Origin of the sequence: Thiorhodovibrio frisius, from assembly GCF_033954835.1 — a bacterium.
In the GTDB taxonomy this organism is placed as follows: Bacteria; Pseudomonadota; Gammaproteobacteria; order Chromatiales; family Chromatiaceae; genus Thiorhodovibrio; species Thiorhodovibrio frisius.
The window spans coordinates 4,127,930-4,152,891 of sequence record NZ_CP121471.1 but is presented as its reverse complement, the minus strand read 5'-3'; the positions used below and the strand labels follow the sequence as shown (position 1 = coordinate 4,152,891).

Genomic DNA, 24,962 nt, shown 5'->3' with positions numbered 1-24,962 from the left:
GCTTGGCTTGGCCAAACCCCTGATAACCTGAGGCCAAGGGCACAAGCTAAGCCATGACCGCCGCCCAAAATCCGCAACAACCGGATAGCCCTAGCCCTAGAAAAGCCTCGCACACCACGGCGGCAGTCACCCCCTTACAACAGGCTCTGGTGCAATTTGTCACCGCGCACCCTGGGCTTGCAACCCCGGCGTTGGCCGACGCTTTCGGCCTGCCGCTGGCGCTCTGCCAGCAGGAGTGCACCAGCCTTCAGGCCAACGGCCTACTCGCTGATCATCCTCTGGGTGGTTGGCGCGCCTCGTCGGGCCGTCCAGACAGCGCCGAAACCAAACTGCCAACAGGCGTCAACCCGCGCTATCTGGCTATGCTGTTTGAGCAGTCGCTCGACGGCCTGTTTTTCATGATGCTTGATGAGCCAGTCTGCTGGGATGACAGCGTCGATAAAGAGCGGGTGCTCGATCAGGTGTTTGAGCACCAGCGCCTGACCCATGCCAACCAGGCCATGTGCCGCCAGTACGCCGCGCAACCGGAGCAACTGATCGGACTGCGACCGGCGGATTTTTTCGCCCACGATTTGGCTGAGGGTCGCCGGCAGTGGCGGCAGCTCTTTGATACCGGCCGCCTGCACACCGAGACCGACGAGCGCCGTTTTGACGGCAGCCCGGTGTTTATCGAAGGCGATTACCGCTGTCTGTATGACCATCGCGGACGCATTCTCGGGCATTTCGGCGTGCAGCGCGACATGACCGAGCGCAAGCTCGCCCAGCGGCGGTTGGCTGAGAGTGAGGCACGCTTTCGCGACATCATTGCCAGTACGGCCGATTTCATCTGGGAGGTGGATCGCAGTGGCCGCTTCAGCTTCGTCGCCGGCGAGATCGAAGAACTCCTCGGCTACCGCCCGGACGAGCTGATCGGCTGCGCTCCCTTTGAGTTCATGGACGCCGATGAAGGCGCGCGCATTCAGTCGATTTTCGAGGCGGCGCGCGCCGAGGGTCGGGCACTCGGCAAGCACGAGAACTGGCTGAAAACCAAGCAGGGCGGCGCGCGCTGCTTCGCGTTTGCCGGTGTCCCGGTGTTTGACGATCACGGCGAGCTGGTCGGCTACCGAGGTCTCAACCGCGACGTCACCGAGCAAAAGCAGGCCGACGAGTCCCTGCGTCTGTCCGAGCAACGCCTGCGTGCCCTGTTTGAAATGTCACCCGAGAGCATCGTCATTCTGGACCCGGAAACGACGCTGCCGCTCCAGTTCAACCGCCTCGCGCACGAGCGTCTTGGCTACACGGCGGACGAATTCGCCCGGCTGCCAATCGCCGCCTATGAGGCGAATGAGGACGCCGAGGCTGTGCGGGCCCATGTGGAGCGTATCGCCCGCACTGGTCGCGACGATTTTGAAACCCGCCATCGTTGCCGCGACGGTCACATTATGACAGCCATGGTCTCGGTTCAACTCACCGAGATCGCCGGTAGTCCGTTCTTCTACGCGATGTACCGCGACATCACCGAGCTACGCGGCCTGAGCGAGCGCCTGCTGCTCGCGACCGGTGCTGGCGGGATTGGCATCTGGGAATGGGAAATCAATGGCGAAACCCTGTCCTGGGACGAGCAGATGTATCGGCTCTACGGCCTGCCCGTCGGCGACGGCCAAGAGCCTTACACCCGTTGGTATTTCGCGCTCTGCGCCGATGATCGCGCGCGCATGGATGCGCAGCTCAAACAAGCGCTAGACGCCCAAGACGGGTTCGATTCCGAGTTTCGCATTCTCCGCAACGGCGAGTTGTGCTGGCTGCGCGTCGCCGCGCGCATCATCAGAGATGCCAATGCCAAACCGGTGCGCATGATCGGTTGCAACTGGGATGTGACCGACACCCGCTTGGCCGAGGAGCGCATGGCGCGCGAGGAGGCACGCTTTCGCGGCGCCTTCGAGATCGCCCCCAACGGCATGGCGCTGGTCGATGGCGCGGGTCGCTGGCTGCAGGTCAACCAGGCGCTGTGCGACATCCTCGGCTACAGCGCCGAGGAACTTCTGGCACGCGATTTCCAGTCCATCTCCCACCCCGACGATCTGCCGGCTGATCTGGTTGCGCTTGAACAACTGGTCAGCGGCGCGACCGATCAGGTGCATCTCGATAAGCGCTATCTGCACAAGGACGGCCACATTGTCCCTATTCTGTTGACTTCCTCGGCGGTACGCGATGAGTCAGGTCGATTGACCTTCACCGTCAATCATGTACTCGATCTCACCGAACGCCGTGCCAGCGAGGCGGCCATGCTCGCCGCCAAGGAAGCGGCCGAAGCCGCCAACCGCGCCAAAAGCGAATTCCTGGCCAACATGAGCCACGAAATTCGCACCCCGCTCAACGCCGTGATCGGCCTGACAGAACTCACGTTGAGCACCGAACTCGATGCCCGCCAGCGCGACTACCTCGATAAAGTCCGCCACAGCTCACGCGCGCTGCTCGGTATTTTGAACGACATTCTTGACTACTCAAAAATCGAGGCCGGTCGGGTCATGCTCGAGCAGACCCAGTTCCGGCTCGAGGACCTGCTTGAGCAGCTCACGGCGCTGTTTCAGGCTGCGGCCGAGGCCAAAGGGCTGGACCTTTTTTATCGCATCGCCCCTCAGGTACCGCGTCAGTTGATTGGCGACCCCATGCGCCTTGGGCAGGTGCTCAATAATCTGGTCGGCAACGCGGTCAAGTTTACCGAACAGGGCCAGGTGGAACTGGCCATTCGGGTGGTGAGCGAGCGTGATGAGCGCATTGAACTCAGCTTTAGCGTTCGGGACAGCGGCATCGGCATGGCTGCGGACACCATCGAGCGGCTGTTTCAGGCCTTCACCCAGGCCGACGGCTCCATCACCCGCCGCTATGGTGGCACCGGGCTCGGGCTGACCATCAGCCAGCGTCTGGTGCGGCTGATGGGCGGTACCATCAAGGCGCGCAGCGCTCCCGAGCAAGGCAGCACCTTTTGTTTTCATGCCGAGTTTAAACTGCCCGAACGCGCCGCTGCGCGCATTGGTGCGCCGCCGCACGCAATCGGCCAAAGCCGCATCTTGATCGTCGACAAACGCCCGGCCGCGCGCCAGTTGCTTGCTGAGATTCTGCAATCCTGGCGCATGACACTGCTCGAAGCGAGCAGCTGCCCCGGCGCTCGTCAGGCCATTGCCCAGGCCGCAGCTGCCGGTCAGCCGGTGGATTTGGTGCTGCTAGAAGCCAAACAGTGTCTGGACTGTCGCTTTTGTCCGGTCGCCGCGCCGCCGGCGCCGGCCGAAGGCCTGCCGCCGCGCGCCCTTGGCGATCCACCCACGCCCGTGGTCCTGATGGTGAGCAGCATTGAGCAGGCCCAGCTCCTTGCGCGTGGCGACAGCTCGGAGCTGCCGCGCCTGCTCGCCAAGCCGGTCACTCCCTCGGCACTCTTCGATGCCATTGCCAATGTGACCCAGGCTCAGCGCCCAGTGCGCGCTTACGCAGCGGAAGCCAATCCGGGGAGCCTCTCTCCCTTGCAAGGGGTTCGCGTTCTGGTCGCCGAGGACAATCGCATCAACCAGATGGTGGTCGAGGGCATTCTGTGCCAGATCGGCGCTTCCGTGACCCTCGCCACCAATGGGCGGGAAGCGGCAGACCTGGCACTGCAGCAGGACTTCGACGTTGTGCTGATGGACCTGCAAATGCCGCTGATGGACGGCTATGCGGCCACCGAGGCCATTCGCGCCCACAATCCGGATGTGCCCATCATCGCACTCACCGCCGCCGCCCTGGAGACCGACCGCGAGCGCTGCCTGGCCGCCGGCATGAACGATCACCTGAGCAAGCCCGTCATCCCAGCCCACCTGATTGAGGTCATGACGCGCTGGATCAAGCTTGCCAACACCACTGGCAAGCTTAAGACGGGCAAGCAGGCGACAGCAGAAGCGGCACGCGATGAAACAACGCAACCCCCCTTGGCGGAGCAGGATGTTGCGCTCGGCATCGACCCGGAACAACTCACCAGGCTGCGGCAGTTGCTTGCCGACAGCGAGTACGTCTCCCCGGAATTGCTCGGCGTCCTGCGCCAGAATGCCAGCCCCGCCGCGCTGCGCATCCTTACCCGTGTCGAGCAGGCACTGGATGCATTCGACTACGAGAGCGCAGCTGATACACTAGCCGCCCTGACCCCAACAAGCCGACGCAGGCAGCGGACCTAGAGCATACCGATTTGCCCCGAACGACCAACAACGATTTATGATGCACCAAGCTTCTGTATTAATCGTCGACGACGTGCCGGCGAACATCCAGCTTCTGGCCGAAGCGCTAAAATCCGAGTATCGCATCAGAGTGGCCAATCAGGGCGCCAAGGCGCTTGAGGTCGCGCGCTCCGAGACACCGCCCGATCTCATCCTGCTCGACATCATGATGCCTGGCATGGACGGCTACGAGGTGTGCCAACAGCTGAAGGCTGACCCCACCACCAGCGCTATCCCCATCATTTTCGTCACTGCCAAGACCAGTGTCGATGACGAGGCGTACGGGCTCGATCTGGGCGCGGTGGACTACATCCCCAAGCCCTTTCACTTGCCGGTGGTGCGCGCACGGGTCAAGACCCACATCAACCTCAAGCTCAAAACCGACCTGCTCGAGGAGCTGGCCCTGATCGACGGTCTGACCTATATCCCCAACCGGCGCCGCTTCGACCAATCGCTCGTTACAGAATGGGAGCGCGCGCGCCGCGAAGGGCAATGGCTGGCATTGGCCATGATCGACGTGGATCATTTCAAGGCCTACAACGACAATTACGGACATGGCGCCGGCGACGACTGCCTGCGCCAGGTGGCAAACGCTCTCAAAGCCAGTTTGCAACGCCCGGCCGACAGCGTGGCCCGTTATGGTGGGGAAGAGTTCGTCCTGCTGTTGCCTAATACTGATCGCTCAGGCGCTTGCGCCACAGCCGAGCGGGTGCGCGAAGCCTTGTTTGCAAAAAATCTGCCGCACGCCCATTCCGACAGCGCGGATCGCGTCACCATCAGCTTGGGCGTGGCCGCGACTGAAGTCGACCCAGACCAACCCGAACGACAACCCGAACGCTTGCTTAAAGCGGCTGATGAGGCGCTCTACCAAGCCAAGCGAGCGGGCCGCAACCGGGTGGAGTGCGTGACAGTCTGACTGTGGTCATTCTTCGGGGTGCCCATCACCCGGCCCAAAACCGACAACCAATTTGCGATTGGTATAGCCGGCGGCCAGTACGCAATGACCAGTCGATGCTTATTACAGGCCCATTTTCTCAAAAAAGCTCTTGGCTCGGTCTAGCCAGGATGTGGAATGCGGGCTGTGGCGGTCGCCTCCCGCCGTGAAGCTCTCGTCAAGTTCCTGCAGTAATTCCTTCTGCCGCTCGGTGAGGTTAATGGGCGTCTCTACCATCACCCGGCAGATCAGGTCGCCGACGGGACCGCCTCGCACCGGCTTGATGCCCTTGCTGCGCATGCGGAACATCTTGCCGCTCTGGGTCCCGTGGGGCACCTTGAGCATCACCTTGCCGTCGAGGGTCGGTACCTGGAACTCGCCGCCAAGGGCGGCGGTGGTGAAGCTGATCGGCACCTCGCAGTAGAGGTTATTGTCATCGCGGGTAAAGATCGGGTGCTCTTGCACCTGAATCTGCACATAGAGATCGCCCGGTGGGCCACCCTTGTCGCCGATTTCTCCCTCGCCCGCCAGGCGGATGCGATCACCGTTGTCGACCCCAGCAGGCACCTTGACAGAGAGGGTTTTTTCTTCGCGCAGCCGGCCAGAACCCCGGCAATGGTGGCAAGCATCCTCAATGATACTGCCTGAGCCGCGACACTGAGGGCAGGTCTGCTGAACGGAGAAAAAACCCTGCTGCATGCGCACTTGCCCAAGGCCCTGACAGGTCGGGCAGGTCTTGGGTTGGGTGCCTGGCTTGGCACCGCTACCACCGCAGTGGTGACATTCCACTGCGGTGGGGATGCGGATTTTGACATCCTTGCCAGAGACGGCCTCTTCAAGCGTCAGGCTCAGGTCGTAGCGCAGGTCGCTTCCGCGATGCACGCGCCGCCCGCCGCCGGGGGCGCGACCACCGCCGAAAATGTCGCCGAAGACTTCGCCGAAGATATCCGAGAAGCTGCCGCCGCCAAAGTCGCCAGGCCCGCCGCCGCCAAAGCCGCCCTGAGCGCCACCGACCCCGGCGTGCCCGAACTGATCGTAAGCAGAGCGTTTGCGCGCATCGGTTAAAACATCATGCGCTTCCTTGGCCTCCTTGAACTTGGAAATGGCTTCGGAATCGTCCGGATTGCGGTCCGGGTGGTGCTTCATCGCCAAGCGTCGGAACGCCTTTTTGATGTCCTGCTCGCTCGCGTTGCGGCTGAGGCCCAAGACCTCGTAGTAGTCGCGTTTGGCCATGGTGTGAGCTCAAGATCCCTTATTTCTTGTCGTCCTTGACTTCCTCGAATTCGGCATCGACCACGTCATCGGCAGTCGCATCGGCCGTATCGCCAGCGCCATCACCCGGCTCACCACCCTGCTGGTTGGCATAGAGGCGCTCGGCCATCTTGGAAGACGCCTCGCCCAATGCCTTGGTCAGGGACTCGATGCGGTCCTTGTCCTCGCCCTTCATGGCCTCTTCGAGGTCCTTGATGGCGGAGTCGATGCGGTCCTTCTCGCCGGACTCGAGCTTGTCCTCGCCGATTTGCTCCATGGACTTGCGCGTCGCATGGATCATGCTGTCGGCCTGGTTGCGCACGCCGACCAGCTCCTGGAAGCGGCGGTCGTCCTCGGCATGGGCCTCGGCGTCCTTGACCATGCGGTCGATTTCCGAATCCGACAGACCAGAGGATGCCTTGATGACGATGGACTGCTCCTTGCCGGTCGCCTTGTCCTTGGCCGAGACATTGAGAATGCCGTTGGCGTCGAGATCGAACTTGACCTCGATCTGAGGCACGCCGCGCGGTGCGGGCGGAATGTCGGACAGATCGAAGCGGCCCAGCGATTTATTATCGGCCGCACGCTGGCGCTCGCCCTGGAGCACATGCACGGTCACGGCGGTCTGGTTGTCGTCGGCAGTGGAGAACACCTGCTCGGCCGAGGTCGGGATGGTGGTGTTCTTCTCGATCAGCTTGGTCATGACGCCGCCGAGGGTCTCGATGCCCAGCGACAGCGGGGTGACGTCGAGCAGTAGCACGTCTTTCACGTCGCCGCCGAGCACGCCGCCCTGGATGGCCGCGCCGATTGCGACGGCTTCGTCCGGGTTCACGTCTTTACGCGGCGCCTTGCCGAAGAACTCCTGCACCTTGGCCTGTACCTTGGGCATGCGGGTCTGGCCGCCGACCAGGATGACCTCGTCGATATCGCCAGCGGTGACGCCGGCATCCTTGAGCGCGGTGCGGCATGGGCCGAGGGTGCGATCCACCAAGTCGTCAACCAGAGACTCCAGCTTGGACCGGGTCAGCTTGATATTCAGATGCTTAGGACCGTTCTGATCGGCCGTGATATAGGGCAGATTGATGTCGGTCTGCTGACTGGAGCTGAGCTCGATCTTGGCCTTCTCGGCGGCTTCTTTCAGGCGTTGCAGCGCGAGCGGATCATTGTGCAGATCAACGCCCTGGTCCTTTTTGAACTCATTGGCCAGGAAGTCAATGATGCGCAGATCGAAGTCCTCACCACCGAGGAAGGTATCGCCATTGGTAGACAGCACTTCGAACTGGTGCTCGCCCTCGATCTCGGCAATCTCAATGATGGAAATATCGAAGGTACCGCCGCCGAGGTCATAGACGGCGACTTTCTGATCGCCGCGCTGCTTGTCCATGCCGTAGGCCAAGGCAGCAGCCGTGGGCTCATTGATGATGCGCTTGACTTCCAGCCCGGCGATGCGCCCCGCGTCCTTGGTGGCCTGGCGCTGGGAGTCGTTGAAATAAGCCGGGACCGTGATGACAGCTTCCGAGACTTTCTCGCCCAGGTAGTCCTCGGCGGTGCTCTTCATCTTCTGCAGCACTTTGGCCGAAATCTCGGGCGGGGCCATCTTCTTGCCGTTCACCTCAACCCAGGCATCGCCGTTGTCAGCACGGACGATCTGGTAAGGCACCATGTCCTTGTCCTTGGAGACGACATGGTCCTCGTGCCGCCGGCCAATCAGGCGCTTGATGGCAAACAGGGTGTTTTTTGGATTGGTAACCGCCTGCCGTTTGGCGGATTGGCCGACCAGCACCTCACCGTCGCTTGAATAAGCAACGATACTCGGCGTGGTGCGATCGCCTTCGGCATTCTCGATCACTTTCGGCTTGTCGCCATCCATCACTGCCACGCAGGAGTTGGTGGTGCCGAGATCGATACCGATGATCTTTCCCATGTTGAGTTCTCCGATTTTAACGATTTAAAAAGGGTCTAATTCGTGATTTGCGCAGACCTGATCCAATGCCGCGCGGTGACAGGCGCCGCATCCGAGCCAGATTCGCAGTCTGTTTCGGGCCGTGGACTCCGACCGACATGTTCTCGCAAGTGAGGCAAAACCCTGCAAAGTTCAAGCCTTAACGCCGATGCCTTGATCGCCCCGCGCGGCCGTCTCGAGCACTGCCCGAGGTGTTGGCTGCGGTTGCGTTCAACCCTGCTCAATCGCCTGCGACACCATCACTAGCGCCGGGCGCACCAAGCGGCCGTTTAAGGTGTAGCCGCGTTGAATCACGGCTACGACCGTATTGGGCGCGACATCCGCACGCGGCTGCATGGACATGGCCTGATGAAACTCCGGGTTGAATGGCTGATGCATGGGATCGACCCGCTCAACACCGAACTTGGTCATCACATCGCCAAGCAGCTTAACGGTCAGGTCCATGCCCTCGCGCAGCTTGACCACATCGGCATCGGACTCGCTTGCCGCAGACTGGCCGAGTTCCAGGCTGTCGCGCACCTGAAGCAACTCGCGCACGAAGTTCTCGAGCGCAAATTTGTGCGCGTTTTCAAGCTCCTTCGCCTTGCGCCGGCTGATGTTTTCAACCTCCGCCCGGGCGCGTAGTAGTTGATCGCGTGACGCCTCATTGCGCGCGCGCTCCTGCTCGATCATGGCGATCAATTCGCCCGGGTCTTCCGGCCAGGGTGATGCCGCTGCTTCGGCGCCGCCCTCCGCCGACTCAGGCGCCTGCGCTGCTTTCAAGCCGGCCCCCTCGCCAGTTTGGGCCGCGAATTCTTCCGCATCGCCCTGTGGTTGTTCCTGACCTTGCTGGTCCATCGTCATGCCCTTTACCTCCGCGGTAGTCCGACCGCCTCCGACTCTCCCTGACAGGAGCCGCCGCAGACGCGCGAACCACATCTTGATCAATTGTGTTGTCTTAGCGCCGCTGCTAGCAGCCGCGCTGTCACATCGACGACCGGAATCACCCGCTGATAATCCATACGGGTTGGGCCGATCACCCCAAGCACCCCGAGCACCTCGCCATCCACCCGGTAAGGCGTGGTTACCAGACTGCAATCGTCAAGCACCTCATAGCCCGACTCGCCACCAAAAAAAATCTGCACACCCTCGGCCTGGATGCAGCGATCAAGCAGATAGAGGATCTCCCGTTTTTCGTTAAAGGCCTCAAACAGGGCCTTCAAGCGGTCCATGCTGGCTAGTTCGTCAAACTGCATCAGGTTGGTCTGACCCGATACCCGCAGTTGATCCTTGTGCTCGGCTGATTCCATCACCCGCTGCGCCATTTCCAGGGCGTGACGCAACAAGGCGTCCATCTGTTGGTGCGTGATCCGCAGATCCTCAAGCAAGCGTTTGCGCACCTCCCCCATGTCCTGACCGGTAAACAGTTCGGTCAGAAAGTTGGATGCTTGCACCAGTTGCGCCGGGCTGATGGGGCGCTCCGTGTGGATAATCCTGTTGTGAACCTCTCCTTCCCCAGTGACCAAAATGGCCAACACTTTTTTACCCGAGAGCGGCAGCAGCTCAATCTGGCGAAAGACATCGCGCTCATGCCGGGGCAGCATCACCACGCCGGCCAGATGCGTCACGCCAGAGAGCAGACGCGAGGCGGTATCCACCAGGGCTCCCGCATCGTTTAAGGGCTCAAACTCGGCCTGCAACGCCGCCACGTCAATTTCATTGAGTGGCTTAATGGTCAACAAACTATCGACAAAGAGACGATAGCCAAGCAGAGTCGGCACCCGCCCAGCCGAGGTGTGGGGCGAGGAGACCAAGCCCATGTCCTCAAGGTCGGACATCACATTGCGCACAGTCGCCGGGCTCAGGTCCAGTCCTGTTTCCTTTGCCAGTGTGCGTGAACCGACTGGCTGCCCGTCGCGGCTATAGTGCTCGACCAGCGCCTTGAGAAAATGCGACGCTCGCTCACTGACTTTTGTTTCTTTGTCGCTGCGCGTCCCAGCCATCGCAACCTCTTAAGTCAACCTGGAGAACGAACAACCGTCCGATGCCGCCCGGAGGCGGCCTGATCATGGCAAGCTAGAGTCTCTTGTTAGCACTCACAAGACCAGAGTGCTAACGGCCTGCCAATTTAGGGACATAGCTCCCGACTGTCAAGCCGGGCGCTGTTGGCCTGCCGTTGCCCGCTGCTTCTTGGTCGATTCCGCACAAGCCTTACCTGGCGCGCCACCGGGGCGCGCCACCGGTATAATCGCAGACGGCTCGGTTATTGGGGCCGCAACCACCGGCGTGGCAGAAACATCCGCATGAGCGCTTTCCAGACTATTGGCATTATCGGCAAACAGGAGCCGGACACCCGCGTCGCGGCGGCCCTGCGGCGACTGCTCGCGCATCTCGAGCGGTGCGGTTATCAGGCGCTACTGGAGCCGGCCACAGCCAGGCTTCTCAGCGACAGTGCCGATCTGTGCCCGCCCTCGGTCCAACCGCAAGCGAGTGCAACAATCCATCAATCCGGGATTGATCCTGATGATTCAGACCACCGCGATGCTCATGCGAGTCCCTACGCCCGGCTGGCCGTCCAATGCGACCTAGTCATCGTCATTGGCGGTGATGGCACCTTCCTGCATGCCGCGCGCGATATTGCCCCGACCGGCACGCCCCTGGTTGGCATTAATCTCGGGCGCCTCGGCTTTCTGGTTGATCTCTCGCCCGACTGCATCGAGACTCGCCTCAATGACATGCTTGAGGGGCAGTTCGACACCGAGTATCGCAGCCTGCTCGAGACCCGTCTGCTGGGGATGACCGAGGGCGTGAGCGAGGGTGTGACCGAGGGTGCGACCAACGGTGGGATCGGCGGCGCATCGGGCAGCGCGCCAGCCTGGCCGGGCCGGGCGCTAAACGAAGCCGTGATCGCCAAATGGGATACGGTGCGCATGATCGAATTCGAGACTTACATCGACGGCCAGTTCGTCAATGCCCAGCGCTCCGATGGTCTGATCGTCGCCACCCCCACCGGCTCCACCGCCTATGCCCTCTCAGGCGGGGGGCCGCTGCTGCACCCGGGGCTCGATAACCTGCTGCTGGTGCCCATCTGCCCCCATACGCTGAGCAACCGGCCGCTCGTCGTTGGCGGGGACAGCGAGATCGAAATCCGCCTGTGTCATCATCATCCTGAAACAGCGCGCCTCACCTGCGACGGCCAGGTTGCCTTTGGGCTGGCGAACACCAGGTCCGTTCGCATCCGCCGCAGCCCGACGCGATTGCGGCTGCTGCATCCGCGCGGGCATGATCATTTCCAACTGCTGCGCGCCAAACTCGGCTGGGGCGGACAAGTCCAGGAAGGTACAAGGTGTTAACCGATATTCAGGTTCAGGATCTGGTCATTGTCAGTCGCCTGGAGCTAGAGTTCGGCCCCGGCATGACCGCCCTGACCGGCGAGACCGGCGCCGGAAAGTCCATTCTGATCGACGCCTTGGGGCTAACTCTGGGCGAGCGTGCCGATGCCGGCATGATCCGCGCCGGGCGCGACAAGGCTGAGGTCAGCGCCCATTTCGACTTGAGCGCCTGCCCGCAGGCGCGCGAATGGCTTGCCGAGCAGGAGCTGGACGAAGATGGCGACTGCGCCATCCGCCGCGTGCTGCAAAGCAGCGGCCGTTCGCGCGCCTTCGTCAACGGTCGCACCGTCAGCAGCAGCCAGCTCAAAGCCCTTGGCGAACGCCTGGTCGATATTCATGGTCAGCATGCCCATCAATCCCTGCTGCGCGCCAGCGCCCAGCGCGATCTGCTTGACGGCTATGCCGATCATGGCCCATTGCGCGCTGCCGTGGCCCAGGTCTATCGCCACTTTCGTGACTGCGATCAGCGCTGCCAGCGCCTGACCGCCGAGCGCGACCAGCGCGCCGCGCGACTCGACCTGCTGCGCTTCCAGCTGGCTGAACTCGACGACCTGGCACTGAGCGAAGACGAACTCGAACAGCTCGACACTGACCAGCGCCGCCTCGCCAACCAGGGCAAGCTGCAAGAGACCAGCGCCAGGATTTTACAACTCATCTACGACGGCGAACCCGCGCTGCACGACCAGCTCAGTCGCGCCGGTGGTGAACTCGCCGAGCTGAGCGCCCTCGATGCCCGGCTCGGCCAAAGCGTCGAGCTGCTTGAAGGCGCTGCCGTGCAGATTGAAGAAGCCGCCTCCAACCTGCGCCACTATCTCGATACGCTCGAGATGGACCCGGCGCGGCTGCAAGAGATTGAAGACCGTCTGAGCCGTATTCACGAGATGGCGCGCAAATACCGGGTGCTGCCGGCCCAGCTCCCGGACCTGCACCGCGACATCCAAAGCGAATACCATCAGCTCGGACAGGCCGATGCCGACCTCGACAGCCTGGCCGCCGAACGCGAGCAGGCGCGCGCCGCCTACCTCAAGGCAGCCGGGGATCTGACCACCTCGCGGCGCGCCGCCGCCGAGCGTCTCAGCACCACGGTCACCACCTCAATGCAGGAACTTGGCATGTCCGGGGGGCTCTTTGCTATCGATATTCAAACCCAGGACAGCGCCGCCGCAGCCGCGCACGGGCTCGATCAGATCAGCTTTCTGGTCAGCGCCAACCCAGGCCAATCAGCGCAGCCGCTGGCCAAGGTGGCATCAGGCGGCGAGCTTTCACGCATCAGCCTTGCAATCCAGGTCGCCACCGCCAACTGCATCAGCATCCCGGTGCTGGTGTTCGATGAGGTCGACGTCGGCATCGGCGGTGGCGTGGCCGAGATCGTCGGGCGCCAACTGCGCCAGCTCGGCGAAGAGCGCCAGGTGCTCTGCGTCACCCACCTGCCTCAGGTCGCCGCCCAGGCCCACCAGCAGCTGCGCGTGCATAAGCACACCAAAGACGGCCAGACCTTCGCCGAAATCACCGCCCTCGGCACCGCTGAGCGCATTGAGGAAATTGCCCGCATGCTCGGCGGCACCGACATCACCGCCACTACCCGCGCCCATGCCGAGGAGATGCTGGCAAGGCCGTGATGGCACTAAGGTAAGCGATGGCTCATAGTCATGAGCTGGATACGGCTTGGTTCTCTTCCGTGTCAGCCATTGTCATGGTCGCACCATCGACCAGGCGTATCGGGCGATTCCACGCATGCCACCGGTTCGGTGTGCCCGCACCGATCATTCAACGCTTGGCTTTGCGTACTGGCCGAGACATTGCCTCGAACTGCCAAATCCTTACAAAGGGTGCGGATGCGATCAGCGCCAATGTCATCGCTGATGGGTTCGAGGCGCAAAACGGCGTCATGGTCGGCGGCTGACACCACGCTGGAAAGCAGCAAGGGCGCGAGCATCGTCAATCGGAAGCCATGGTTTCTTTTTCGCATGATGTCGGAGTGGTCTTACTGGGTTGGTCGCCGACAGGCTAGAGCCAGGACGGCCGCGATGACGGGAAAAACAACATCCTCTCTGGACAGGGTTCAAACTGCCTGAGTTGGCAGGCCAGTGCGACCTTCGTACCAAGCGCGGGTGCGATTGACCACCGCCACCGCTGCCAGCATGACAGGGACTTCGATCAGTACCCCAACCACGGTCGCCAGCGCGGCGCCGGATTGAAAGCCAAACAACGCGATGGCCGTCGCTACCGCTAGCTCGAAGAAATTGCTGGCGCCAATCAGAGCCGAGGGACCGGCGATGCAGTGCGGTGAGCGTACGATGTAGTTGAGCAGATAGGCGAGTCCGGAATTGAAAAACACCTGAATCAGAATGGGCACCGCAAGCAGCCCAATCACCAGCGGCTGGGCGATGATCTGCTCGCCCTGAAAACCGAACAACAGCACCAGAGTGACCAATAAGGCGACCAAGGACAGAGGCCCTAGCGCGGCGATGAAAGCCTCCAGTCGCTTAGTCCCATGAGCGCCGCGCAGCAAGAGCGTGCGCAGCACTTGGGCCATGATCAGCGGTACCACAATGTAAAGAAGCACCGACAGTAGCAGCGTCTCCCAGGGCACGCTGATGGCCGAGAGCCCCAGCAACAACCCGACGATGGGCGCAAAAGCGACCACCATGATGCTATCGTTCAGCGCGACCTGGGTCAGGGTAAAATGTGGCTCCCCGCGGGAGAGATTGCTCCAGACGAACACCATGGCAGTGCAGGGCGCGGCCGCCAGGATAATCAGCCCGGCAATGTAGCTGTCGATCTGTTCCGTTGGTAAGTAAGGTCGGAACCACCCGCCGATGAACAGCCAGGCCAAGAGCGCCATCGAAAACGGCTTGACCGCCCAGTTGACGAACAGGGTCACGCCCACCCCGCGCCAGTGCGCGCGCACACCGGAGAGGGCCTTGAGGTCGATTTTCAGCAGCATCGGAATGATCATCAGCCAGATCAGCACCGCCACTGGCAGGTTGATCTGGGCGACTTCCAGCCCGCCGATGAGATGAAAGACGCTGGGGAAGCGCTGCCCGAGCCCGATGCCAACCAGGATGCACAAAAACACCCAGAGGCTCAGGTAGCGTTCGAACAGGCTCATCGGCGCCCCGGTGGCCTGTTGTCCCGTGGTGGCGCATTGGAGGCTCACGCTACTGTCTCCTGGCGGAACCAGCCGCGCACCTGATCCGGCCCTGGCACGCTGCCCGAATGGACGAGCTGGCCATCGATCACCACGCCCGGCGTGGCGAGGACGCCGAAGCCCATGATCTCGGTGATGTCAGTCACCTTGGTCAGGTCGATCACCACGCCCGCCTGTTCGGCGGCGGTGGCGATCAGCTTCGCGGTGATCTCGCAGTTGCGGCAGCCGGAGCCGAGGACTTTGATTTCATGCATGTGCTCATTCTCCTGTTCAAGACATTGTTTTGCCGTGGGACTTGACCCGCGCGGCGGTTGGCGAGATGGTGCGATGGCGGCAATCTAGGGGCCATCCGTGTTACCGTTCGATTCCAGGAAACAGACCACCCGTGCTTGACACCCCGCCTAGAAACTTCTTCGCCGCGCTTGCCAACCAAACCAGGCTGCGCATTCTGGTGCTGCTCGCTCACGCAGGCGAACTTTGCGTCTGCGAATTGACCCAGGCCATCGGCGTCTCCCAGCCCCACATTTCGCGCCAGCTCGCGCAGTTACGCGAGTCGACGCTGGTTGCCGACCGTCGCGCCGGCACTTGGATTTACTATCGCATTCACCCCGAACTGCCCGACTGGGCGCGACGCGTCCTGCGCGAGACGGCCACCGCGCTTGTTTCGACGGACCCGTTTCGGTCGGACGCCAGCAACCTGGCCACCATGGTGAATCGCCCGGATGCACCACGTTGCCAAAGTGGTCTGGTCGCGGCTGATGCCTGGGACACAGCCCCCACCTGAACGCGCTCAGGCGCTTGAACCTTAAACCATGCCGCTGGCGCGATTGCATGCTGTCATTGAAATATAACAAAAACTATATATCCTGTCCTGCATTGAACATCCCAATTCGCTTCCATGGGTTCGAGCGAGGACAGGTTTCATGGCTGACCCCCTCTACAACATCCTCTTCCTCTGCACCGGTAACTCGGCGCGGAGCATCTTTGGTGAGTGCCTGATCCAACGCTGGGGCCAGGGCCGGTTTCGCGGCTTCAGCGCCGGCAGCCATGCGCGTGGCGAGGTGCATCCGCTCGCGCTTGAGGTGCTGCGCAAGTACAACCATGCCACCGATCATCTGCGCAGCAAGGACTGGGCGGAGTTCAGCCAACCCGGCGCGCCCGAGATGGACTTCGTTATAACAGTGTGCGACGCCGCTGCCGCCGAGCTTTGCCCGACCTGGCCTGGGCAGCCGCTGACTGCCCACTGGGGCATCACCGACCCCGCCGCAGTCACCGGTGATCGCCTGACTCGACTGGCCGCTTTCCGGACCGCGTTTCGCGAACTGGACAACCGCGTCAAGATTTTCACCGCACTGCCCATCGCCTCCCTGGATCGGCTCAAGCTCCAGCGCGAAATGGATCGCATCGGCGGGTTGAGTGCCGAGGATCCGGCGAGTGCCGACGAGCTCCCGGGCATCACCACCGCTGACATCTGACTTACCTTGCCGAACATCCCTACCGATCATCGAGGTTCCGCTGATGAAACGAATGCCTTACTTGCCCGCCGCGTTGCTGCTTGGCGCCAGCCTGAGCGGCTGTGGTCCATCCGGCCCTGCCGATGATGCCCCATCCGCCGCCCCGGACACCACGCCAGCCTCGGCCCTGACCGCCGCGGGTTCCAGCTTCGCCGCGCCGCTGATGAGCCAGTGGATGAAGACCTACGGCGAACAGCATCCCGATCTGGCCCTGAGCTACGCCTCGGTCGGCAGCGGCGAGGGTATCAAGCGCTTCATCGCCGGAGAGGTCGCCATCGGCACCACGGATGCGCCGCTCAAGCCTGAGGAAGCCGCACAAGTTCAAGGGGCTTTTGCGCAAATCCCCATCACCGGCGGGATGATCGCGCTGGCCTACAATCTGCCGGGAGTCGCCGGCCCGCTGAACCTGCCGCGCGCCGTCTATGCCGATATTTTCCTCAACAAGATTCACCGTTGGGATGATCCGCGCATCCAGGCGGCCAACCCTGGGCTGGAGCTGCCGAGCAAGCTAATTCAGGTGGTCGCGCGGCGCGACAGCAGCGGCACCACCTTCGCTTTCACCAACCATCTCGCCAGCATTTCGCCCGAGTGGGCGGCAAAGTACAGTGCCGGCAAACAAATCGGCTGGCCCGAGGGCACCATTCTCGCCTCCGGCAACGAGGGCGTGGCCCAGCGCATCAAAATTACCCATGGCGCCATCGGCTATGTCGAGGCTGGCTTCGCCAGCCGCCTGCACCTGCCGCTGGCGTGGTTGGAAAACCGCAGTGGCGGGCTGATCGCGCCCACGGCCGAGACTGGCCAGCGCGCCCTGGTCGATGGCTCGGATGCCATGCCCGATAATCTCACGGTTACCGTGCCTGATCCCGCGGGCGCCCGTTCCTATCTGATCGTCACCCTTACCTGGGCGTTGGTGCGGGCCGCGTACCCGGAACCCTTCAAGACCCGCGCGGTACATGAGTTTCTGCACTGGATACTGACCGAGGGGCAGGAGCAGGCCGATGGGCTCGGCTTCGTGCCGCTGCCGACGACCTTGAGCAAGGCCAGTTTGTTGGAACTTGATCGGCTAGGCGGCACTGACCGCTAGGATGAGGAAAACCATGACCATTCACATCGGCATCAACGGCTTCGGCCGCATGGGGCGGCTCGCTCTGCGCGCGGCCTGGGATCGGCGGAGCGAGGGCGAGCCGGCACTGGCCTTTACCCGCATCAATGAGATCGCCTGCGACGCCGCCGGCAGTGCCCATCTGCTGGAATTCGACTCGGTGCACGGGCGCTTCGGCCATGACTGCTGTGGCGAGGATGACCGCCTGCTGATCGACGGCCAGTCCTTTTCCTACAGCTCGGCCAAGACCATCCGGGATGCTGACTGGTCAGGCTGTGACATCGTCATCGAGGCGACCGGCAAGCACCACAAGCAACCGGAGCTGCTTGAGGGCTATTTCGAGCAGGGCGTGAAGAAAGTCCTGGTCGCGGCGCCGACCAAGGGCGGCGCCCTCGATATCGTCTATGGTGTGAATCACGACCGCTACGACCCCGATCAGCATCGTCTTGTCACCGCCGCCTCCTGCACCACCAATTGCCTGGCCCCGGTGGTCAAGGTGATGCACGAGCAGGTCGGCATCCGCCACGGCAGCATGACCACTCTGCACAACATCACCAATACCCAGCGCATTGTCGATCTGGGCCATAAGGATTTGCGCCGGGCGCGCGCTTGCGGGCAATCGCTGATCCCGACCACCACCGGCAGCGCGCGAGCCATCACCAAGATCTTCCCGGAATTGACCGGCAAGCTGAATGGCCATGCGGTGCGGGTGCCGCTGCTCAATGCCTCGCTGACGGACTTTGTCTTCGAGGCCGAGCGGGCGGTGAGCGCGGAGGACATCAACCGATTGCTGAGAACCGCCGCCGAGGGCGAATTGGCCGGTATTCTCGGCTACGAGGAACGCCCGCTGGTGTCGGTTGATTATCTGAACGACCCGCGCTCGTCCATTGTCGATGCCCTCTCGACCCTGGTGGTCGATGACACCCAGGTGAAGATCTACGCCTGGTACGACAACGAATGGGGCTATGCCAATCGCATGGTGGACATTGCCCTGATGCTCGCGCGCTCCCTTTGATGCGCTTGGCACCCTCATGAACAGCGCGACTCGCAATTATCTCACGGTCACCGCCGGCTACTGGGCCTTCACCATCACCGATGGTGCCATCCGCATGCTGGTGGTGCTGTATTTCCACCAGCTCGGCTATTCCCCCTTTGAAGTCGCCATGCTGTTCCTCTTCTACGAGGTCTTCGGCATCCTCACCAACCTGGTCGGTGGCTGGTTGGGGGCACGCATTGGGCTGAATCTCACCATGCACATTGGCATGGCGCTGCAAGTCGCCGCGCTGCTGATGCTGACGGTGCCCGACCCCTGGCTGTCGGTGGCCTATGTGATGGCCGCCCAGGCGCTGTCAGGCATCGCCAAGGATTTGAACAAGATGTCCGCCAAGGCCTCGGTCAAAAGCCTGACCGGACAGGGCGCGGGGGCGGAATCCAAGCTGTTCAAGTATGTCGCGGTGCTGACCGGCTCGAAGAACGCGCTCAAAGGGGCGGGCTTTTTCGTCGGCGCGGCGCTGCTGCAAGAGATCGGCTTTCGCGGGGCGCTCCTGGTGCTGGCGGGCGTGTTGTTTCTGGTGCTGGTGGTCACCGCCTTGCTGCTACCCGCGGGCGTCGGCAAGCTCAAGGAGAAGGCCAAGTTCAGCCAGGTCTTTTCCAATACCCCGGCGGTCAACTGGCTGTCGGCGGCGCGCTTTTTTCTGTTTGGCGCGCGCGATGTCTGGTTCGTGGTGGCCCTGCCGGTGTTTTTGTATGAAGTGCTCGGCTGGTCCTACACCCAAGTCGGCGCCTTTCTGGCGCTCTGGGTGATCGGCTATGGCTTCGTGCAGGCGGGCGCGCCGGCGCTGTTGCGCGGGCGTGTGATTCAGTATTCCGATGGACACCGCTCACGTACCAGCCCCGGCGGCGCCTCGGTCCGCGGCTGGGCGCTGGTGCTGGCCCTGATCCCGGTGGGCATGGCGTTGGCTATGATCTATGGACCGGAGAGATTTCCCGCCTTGGTCGAATCGCTGGCCGCGCGCTCGGGGCTGGATTTGAGCTGGCTTGCCTCCCTCACCACCGGGCAACTTCAGGGAGACATCCTGATCATCGGCCTGCTGCTGTTTGGCATCGTCTTCGCCATCAACTCCGCGCTGCATTCCTATCTGATTTTGGCGTACTCGGACTTTCAGAAAGTCTCGATGAACGTGGGCTTCTATTACATGGCCAATGCCGGCGGGCGGCTGATTGGCACGGTGCTTTCGGGGCTGATTTACCAGACCCAGGGGCTAGTCGGCTGCTTGTGGTGGTCGGCGGGTTTTGTGCTGGCGGCGTTGCTGTTGTCCATTCCGCTGCCGGCGGTTGCAACGGTCGAGTCCGAGTCCAAGCCGGCGCCGCAACCCCTGCCCAAGGACTCGCCCGCGCATGTGTGACGGGCCTTTCGCCCTGCTCGGCGACGCGGTGGCCTATCGGCTCCTGGGATTGGCGCCCGACTCCCATCTCGGCGCGGCGGCGCAGTTCTTCGTGATGGACACCGCCAAGATCTTTGCCCTACTGGTGCTGGTGATCTACCTGATGGGCCTGCTGCGCGCGCTCATGTCGCCGGAGAAGGTCAGAGCCTATGTGCGTGGCAAGCCGGCCTGGGCGGCGCGGGCGAGCGCCATCGGACTGGGCGCCGTCACGCCCTTCTGCTCCTGCTCCTCGGTGCCGCTGTTCATTGGCTTTGTCGAGGCCGGCATTCCGCTCGGCGTCACCTTCTCCTTCCTGATCGCGAGCCCGATGATCAATGAAGTCGCGGTGGTGATCCTGTTCGGGCTGCTCGGCTGGAAACTGACGCTGCTCTATGTCGGCGCCGGTCTCCTGGTCGCCTGGTTTGGCGGTCTGGCCATGGAGAGCTTCCGACCCGAACGCTGGGTGGAGGATTATGTCTGGACCATTCGCGTCGGCGAGGCCCGGACCCAGGCTCCGGATACCTCACTTGCCGGCCGCCACCGCTATGCACTCGGCGAGGTGCGCGAGATTCTGCGCCAATTGTGGAAATGGGTGTTGCTTGGCATCGGCGTCGGCGCGCTTTTTCACGGCTATGTGCCGCAAGACTGGGTGGCGACGCCTTTGGATGCCAGTGCTTGGTACAGCGTGCCTGTCGCCGTGGTGCTGGGCGTGCCGCTTTACTCCAATGCCACCGGTGTGATCCCGGTCGCCGAGGCATTGCTCGGCAAGGGCGTGGCCATCGGCACCGTGCTGGCCTTGATGATGAGCATCGCCGCGCTTTCTTTGCCCGAGCTGATCATTCTGCGCAAGGTCATCCGCTGGCCGGCGCTGGCGCTCTACGTCGCTGTGCTCGCCGTTTCATTCATCCTGGTCGGCTGGGGCTTCAATGCGCTGGCGAGCTAGCCCCCCAGAAAACCACAGCAAGAAGACGAATTATACGAAGGGCTCCTGGGCTCCCCGCAGCGCGTTGGTGGCCTGAATAATGACGCTCCCTGTCGGAACACCAATATCCCCGGCAATCACCGAGCACTTGGCTTGCAGCAGAAAGCAGATGGGCGCATCGACCCCGCTCAACGTTTCGTAATTGGCCTGGCCCTTGGCGATGATCAGCCGGGCACGGTTGAAGCGCTCGCGGAAAGCCGGAGAGCACAGCCGTAGCGGTGCGCCCATGGCATCGCAGCCGGTATCGATGATGTCCGCGACCTGATCCAGCCCGGCGGCGATGGCGTCCTCGCGGGTGGCGTCGTTCAGCACCGGGCCTGCCTTGACGGCATAGGTCACGGGAATGGATAGCGTCTCGATCAGCACGCGGTCGAAGACCGTCTCGCCGGCGTTGTCGGCCAGATACAGCACCTCATCAACGCGCTCGAGCGCGCCGCGCAGCGCCGCCAGATCATTGATGGGCGGCGTGGCGTCAAGCACCCGCCCGAGGGTGTCTTCCAGATCGAAGGTCTCGGCGACACCATGGTCGATGATGTTGCCGGCGATGGCGATGCGCACCGCGGTGTGGAGAGGATCATCGGACGCTTCAACCCTCTGCCGTAGCGTCGGCAGCAGGGCCAGAGCCTGCCTGGTGGCCTCGCGTTTCACCTCCAGGTAGGGGTCTGGAGCCCGCGCGCGCTCGCGCACTAGCCGATGAATGCGCTCGCCCATCTCCGGTGGGGTCGCGTCGCCGCCAAGTTCGCGCAGCGCGGTCATGGTCTCTTCCAAGATCGCGCGCTGCAATTCAGCCGAGGCGCCAGCGCGGCGGGCCGCGCTCAGCGCCTGGCGCAGGAAGCAGGGCCAGCAGTCGAGATAGATTCGCATGGCGCGCCGGTCCTAATGCTGACGCTTTTGCTGCAAAAGTTGGTCGTGGTGAGAGCCCTCGCGCAGCAGCTTGGCGCCACATTGGGGGCGGCGCTCATCCTGGCAGGGGATGCCCGCGCGATGCGCGCCGCGATAGTCGCACTTCGGGCAGATGCAGGCGCCGCCCGCTCCCATGTTGTGGCGTTGTTGCTGGGGCATGCTAGAACCTCCGGGTCGCTGTATCCGATCAATCTAGTCGGGATTATCCGGGGTGGCGGGATTGGAGGCATTGATAAGTCGCGTTTCAGAAGGCCGTTTGCGGAAGGATATTGCACTTTGGCGGATAGTGCAGTGCCGATCCAGGAACGCATCAGTGGTTCTCGGTTGTTCAGCACGCCGTGAGAGGCAACCGGCGGATCATCAGCCAGCCGAGCAGGGCGCCGGTTGGAATGGTCACCCAGCCAAACAGAAACAAACTCGGAATTCCGGGGACAGTGCGGCCTGGCAAGGCCGCGTGCTCTAGCGGGTTAGAGTCCCGCCTGGGTAATCGTGAGCCGCGAGCCCGGTATCAAGCCTTACGGCGCGAAGGGTAACTGACGCGTCGGTGCGTAGGCATGAAAACAGGCGAGGTGCAAAGGTAGCGGGTGAAGCCGCCCCTGAAGGTGTAGAGCCCCGAAAAGAATTTGTCGGAGAGTGCCGACGGGTTTGTCCCCCCGGCAGGCAACACTCCATGTCGCGTCAAGGTCAGTGGCATGGAGACTCCCCGGGGTCCGAGGCCGTATCGAGCCTTACATTGAGAGCACGTGGTAACCAGGGAGATCCAACAGCCGGTCTGCGGGAGGTGGGCACCGATGAACAAGTCTAATCAACGAGGACATCGGCGGTGGTTGCTGGAAGTCGGAGCCACTCGTATGAGCGATGACGCCCGGTAATGCGGGTCGAGCAAAGGAGTGGCGGTTTGGGAGATTGCATTGGTCTAACACGCCCCTACACCGAGAGGACTCTGCGCGTGAAAACGAGAGCCGATGCGATTCACACCAATGGAGCCAAGCGCGAGAAACATGGGTGGTCTGATGGAAGGAGGGCTTTCTGTGTTGATGGGTTGAGACAGCCCATTCCTTGGTGAATGACCTGAACTGGGAGCCGGATGGTGTAACACTCCAAGTCCGGTTCTGCGAGGAGCCGGGTAACGAAGCTGCGCACGGTCATAATATTGTGGCACCGCCGGGAAACCAGGCGGAAACAGAGAAAACAAACCTTGACCTAAACGCGGACAAGTTCCCGGCTTACTCTCCGTATACTTAATTCTGAGCAGCCAGCGCCGAGTCCTCCCACTCCCACCCCATCGAACCCCGCTTCTCACAAGGAGGCGGGGTTTTTCTTTGGAGTTCCGAGGAGAGCTTACTGAATTGCTCTCCCGATCCTGCCTGACCGCAGGCTTTCACCGTCCAGTCCCCGGGGTTCGCGCCTTGGGGGCGTTTTTGTGCGGCTGTCTTAGCCAGCGCTGCCGTCCCTACCCGAACCCCCGGCCAATCGGCTAGACTCCGGGCATGAGCAAAGAGCAACGCATTCCCTGGCACAAACTCTTGGGCCAAGCCCTGGCCGACGCCCTGATCGGGCTGCCCTATCAGGTTAGCACCGAAGAAGAACTGGCCCTGCGCAGTCAACGCCTGGATGTGCTGATTATCGAGCAGGGCGAATCACCTAATACAACAGGCCGACCCGCCGAAGATCGCCCGGATGGCCTGGAAGACCTGACCAAGCACAACCTGCTGAGCTTCAAAGCCGCCGATGAGCCCTTCAGCGCCTGGTCTGCCGAAGAATTGCTCAGTCATTCCGTCACCTACCGCAAAGTCGCCTCCCTGCGCGCCCTGCGCGCGCGTCAGTCAGACAAGGAGCAACCGCTGGAGGAGCCCAAGGAGCACTACCGGCTGTTACCCGCCGAAGACTTTCGCTGCTACGCCATCGCCACCCGCTTTCCGCGCCAATTGGTCAAACAACTGCGACCCGGCAGTTGTCAAAAGACCAAGAAAGCGGGAATCTATCGCTTGCGCTTTGGCACCCGCGATATGCGCTTGGTCGTCATCAACCAACTCGAACCCCACCCGCGCAATGCGCCCTGGGGCCTGTTCGCCACCGATGAAGCCCACTGGCGCGCGGCCTATGCCAGCTATCGCTCGCACAGCGACATCGGCATTCACCTGCACAACCTCATTGGTTATTTTCGCCTGGGAGAAGGACAAATGGCCTACACGCAAGACGACATGCACCGCGATGCCCGGGAATGGCTCAAGCACGCGCTGAGCGAGCTTGACCCAGAAGAGGTTCTGCAATGTTACGCCCCTGAGGATCGGTTGAAGGGGCTTGATCCCGAGGATCGGTTGAAGGGGCTTGATCCCGAGGATCGGTTGAAGGGGCTTGACACAGACGAGGTGCTCAAGCGCTACGATCCGGAGGATCGGCTGAAGGGGCTTGATGCGGAGGAGCGGCTCCGGGGTCTTGATCTAGCCACCATCGAAGCCTGGCTGGCCAAGGTGCGCCGCGATCACTGAGCTAAACCTTGCTCCAGGCTGTTAGAAATCTAACGGGCCAGGCTCGAAATCAAACGGGTCAGTGCGGCCTGGCAAGGCCGCGTGTTCTAGCGGGTTAGAGTCCCGCCTGGGTAATCGTGAGCCGCGAGCCCGGTATCGAGCCTTACGGCGCGAAGGGCAACTGACGCGTCGGTGCGTAGGCACGAAAACAGGCGAGGTGCAAAGGTAACGGGTGAAGCCGACCCTGAAGGCGTAGAGCCCCGAAAATTACGTTGGAGAGTGCCGACGGGTTTGGCCCCCCGGCAGGCAACAATGCATGTCGCGTCATGGTCAGTGGCATGGATACTCCCCGGGGTCCGAGGCCGTGTCGAGCCTTATATTGAGAGCACGTGGTAACCAGGGAGATCCGTGCGCTGGTCTGCTGGAGGCAGGCACCTGCAAACAAGTGTAAAAGCGAGGACGCGGGTGGTGGTGTACGGAAGTCGGAGCCATCCATAGTAGCGATGAAGCTGGGTAATTCCGGTGGAGCAAAGGGGTGGCGGTTTTGAGATAACGTAAGAGGGAGACACGCCCCTACCCAGAGAGGACTGAAGAGCGTGACAACACGACTTGAACGTTTCACACTTATCCAATGTCAACTATCTTGGCCGGTCAGCGTCAATTATCTTGGCCGGTTA

At 62.3% G+C, this 24,962-nt stretch carries 20 protein-coding genes; 11 read left to right on the top strand and 9 right to left on the bottom strand.

Translation table 11 applies throughout. The features are described from left to right. The first annotated feature begins 53 nt into the window (after window positions 1–53). Together Thiofri_RS18855 and Thiofri_RS18850 are read left to right on the top strand one after the other, a co-directional pair. Window positions 54–4,181 (top strand): PAS domain-containing hybrid sensor histidine kinase/response regulator, encoded by a 4,128-nt coding sequence (locus tag Thiofri_RS18855; RefSeq protein WP_009147336.1) that lies wholly within the window; start codon window positions 54–56, stop codon window positions 4,179–4,181. A 37-nt stretch (window positions 4,182–4,218) separates the two neighbouring features. Further along, on the top strand, window positions 4,219–5,136 hold the full coding sequence (locus Thiofri_RS18850; RefSeq protein ID WP_009147337.1) for a diguanylate cyclase: 918 nt from the start codon (window positions 4,219–4,221) through the stop codon (window positions 5,134–5,136). Window positions 5,137–5,238: 102 nt separating this feature from the next. On the opposite strand, the gene dnaJ is transcribed toward Thiofri_RS18850, so the two are convergent. The 4 genes from dnaJ to hrcA form a co-directional block, all read right to left on the bottom strand. Then, window positions 5,239–6,387 carry a molecular chaperone DnaJ gene (gene dnaJ, locus Thiofri_RS18845; protein WP_009147338.1) on the bottom strand — a complete coding sequence of 383 codons (1,149 nt, stop codon included), beginning with the start codon at window positions 6,385–6,387 and terminating at the stop codon, window positions 5,239–5,241. A 19-nt stretch (window positions 6,388–6,406) separates the two neighbouring features. Next, entirely contained in the window at window positions 6,407–8,329 is a 1,923-nt protein-coding gene (gene dnaK, locus Thiofri_RS18840) for a molecular chaperone DnaK (protein WP_009147339.1), read from the bottom strand. 249 nt (window positions 8,330–8,578) lie between these two features. Then, complete coding sequence (grpE, locus tag Thiofri_RS18835; RefSeq protein WP_009147340.1) at window positions 8,579–9,211, bottom strand: nucleotide exchange factor GrpE; 633 nt, start codon at window positions 9,209–9,211, stop codon at window positions 8,579–8,581. Between the two features lie 80 nt (window positions 9,212–9,291). Then, window positions 9,292–10,350, bottom strand: a complete 1,059-nt coding sequence (hrcA, locus tag Thiofri_RS18830) for a heat-inducible transcriptional repressor HrcA (protein WP_009147341.1) — start codon at window positions 10,348–10,350, stop codon at window positions 9,292–9,294. 300 nt (window positions 10,351–10,650) lie between these two features. On the opposite strand from hrcA, the gene Thiofri_RS18825 reads away from it, so the two are divergent. Together Thiofri_RS18825 and recN are read left to right on the top strand one after the other, a co-directional pair. Further along, on the top strand, window positions 10,651–11,700 hold the full coding sequence (locus Thiofri_RS18825) for an NAD(+)/NADH kinase (protein WP_009147342.1): 1,050 nt from the start codon (window positions 10,651–10,653) through the stop codon (window positions 11,698–11,700). After that, window positions 11,694–13,358 (top strand): DNA repair protein RecN, encoded by a 1,665-nt coding sequence (gene recN / locus Thiofri_RS18820; RefSeq protein WP_009147343.1) that lies wholly within the window; start codon window positions 11,694–11,696, stop codon window positions 13,356–13,358. The genes Thiofri_RS18825 and recN overlap by 7 nt, the downstream gene beginning before the upstream one ends. Window positions 13,359–13,420: 62 nt before the next feature. On the opposite strand, the gene Thiofri_RS18815 is transcribed toward recN, so the two are convergent. From Thiofri_RS18815 to Thiofri_RS18805, 3 genes are all read right to left on the bottom strand, one after another. After that, on the bottom strand, window positions 13,421–13,708 hold the full coding sequence (locus Thiofri_RS18815) for a hypothetical protein (RefSeq protein WP_143741787.1): 288 nt from the start codon (window positions 13,706–13,708) through the stop codon (window positions 13,421–13,423). Between the two features lie 93 nt (window positions 13,709–13,801). Continuing rightward, window positions 13,802–14,899, bottom strand: coding sequence for an ACR3 family arsenite efflux transporter (arsB, locus tag Thiofri_RS18810; RefSeq protein ID WP_009147345.1), 1,098 nt, complete (start codon window positions 14,897–14,899; stop codon window positions 13,802–13,804). After that, window positions 14,896–15,144, bottom strand: a complete 249-nt coding sequence (locus Thiofri_RS18805) for a thioredoxin family protein (protein ID WP_009147346.1) — start codon at window positions 15,142–15,144, stop codon at window positions 14,896–14,898. Before Thiofri_RS18805 ends, arsB begins: the two co-directional genes overlap by 4 nt. A 131-nt stretch (window positions 15,145–15,275) precedes the next feature. On the opposite strand from Thiofri_RS18805, the gene Thiofri_RS18800 reads away from it, so the two are divergent. The 6 genes from Thiofri_RS18800 (at window position 15,276) to Thiofri_RS18775 (ending at window position 20,872) form a co-directional block, all read left to right on the top strand. Next, entirely contained in the window at window positions 15,276–15,674 is a 399-nt protein-coding gene (locus tag Thiofri_RS18800) for an ArsR/SmtB family transcription factor (protein ID WP_009147347.1), read from the top strand. A gap of 139 nt (window positions 15,675–15,813) precedes the next feature. Next, the gene (locus tag Thiofri_RS18795; RefSeq protein WP_009147348.1) at window positions 15,814–16,365 is read left to right on the top strand and encodes an arsenate reductase ArsC; all 552 of its coding nucleotides are present in this window, start codon (window positions 15,814–15,816) and stop codon (window positions 16,363–16,365) included. Window positions 16,366–16,408: 43 nt separating this feature from the next. Beyond that, the gene (gene pstS, locus Thiofri_RS18790; RefSeq protein ID WP_009147349.1) at window positions 16,409–17,488 is read left to right on the top strand and encodes a phosphate ABC transporter substrate-binding protein PstS; all 1,080 of its coding nucleotides are present in this window, start codon (window positions 16,409–16,411) and stop codon (window positions 17,486–17,488) included. A 13-nt stretch (window positions 17,489–17,501) separates the two neighbouring features. Continuing rightward, window positions 17,502–18,521 carry an ArsJ-associated glyceraldehyde-3-phosphate dehydrogenase gene (locus Thiofri_RS18785; RefSeq protein ID WP_009147350.1) on the top strand — a complete coding sequence of 340 codons (1,020 nt, stop codon included), beginning with the start codon at window positions 17,502–17,504 and terminating at the stop codon, window positions 18,519–18,521. 16 nt (window positions 18,522–18,537) lie between these two features. Continuing rightward, window positions 18,538–19,911 carry an organoarsenical effux MFS transporter ArsJ gene (gene arsJ / locus Thiofri_RS18780; protein ID WP_009147351.1) on the top strand — a complete coding sequence of 458 codons (1,374 nt, stop codon included), beginning with the start codon at window positions 18,538–18,540 and terminating at the stop codon, window positions 19,909–19,911. Further along, entirely contained in the window at window positions 19,904–20,872 is a 969-nt protein-coding gene (locus Thiofri_RS18775; protein ID WP_009147352.1) for a permease, read from the top strand. Before arsJ ends, Thiofri_RS18775 begins: the two co-directional genes overlap by 8 nt. Before the next feature lie 30 nt (window positions 20,873–20,902). Here the strand turns inward: Thiofri_RS18775 and Thiofri_RS18770 are convergent, their stop codons facing one another. Both Thiofri_RS18770 and Thiofri_RS18765 read right to left on the bottom strand, forming a co-directional pair. Continuing rightward, the gene (locus tag Thiofri_RS18770) at window positions 20,903–21,775 is read right to left on the bottom strand and encodes a damage-control phosphatase ARMT1 family protein (RefSeq protein ID WP_009147353.1); all 873 of its coding nucleotides are present in this window, start codon (window positions 21,773–21,775) and stop codon (window positions 20,903–20,905) included. A 12-nt stretch (window positions 21,776–21,787) separates the two neighbouring features. Beyond that, complete coding sequence (locus Thiofri_RS18765; RefSeq protein ID WP_009147354.1) at window positions 21,788–21,973, bottom strand: hypothetical protein; 186 nt, start codon at window positions 21,971–21,973, stop codon at window positions 21,788–21,790. Window positions 21,974–23,304: 1,331 nt separating this feature from the next. Here Thiofri_RS18765 and Thiofri_RS18760 point away from each other — a divergent pair. Continuing rightward, complete coding sequence (locus Thiofri_RS18760) at window positions 23,305–24,306, top strand: hypothetical protein (RefSeq protein ID WP_009147355.1); 1,002 nt, start codon at window positions 23,305–23,307, stop codon at window positions 24,304–24,306. The last annotated feature ends 656 nt before the right edge of the window (window positions 24,307–24,962 follow it).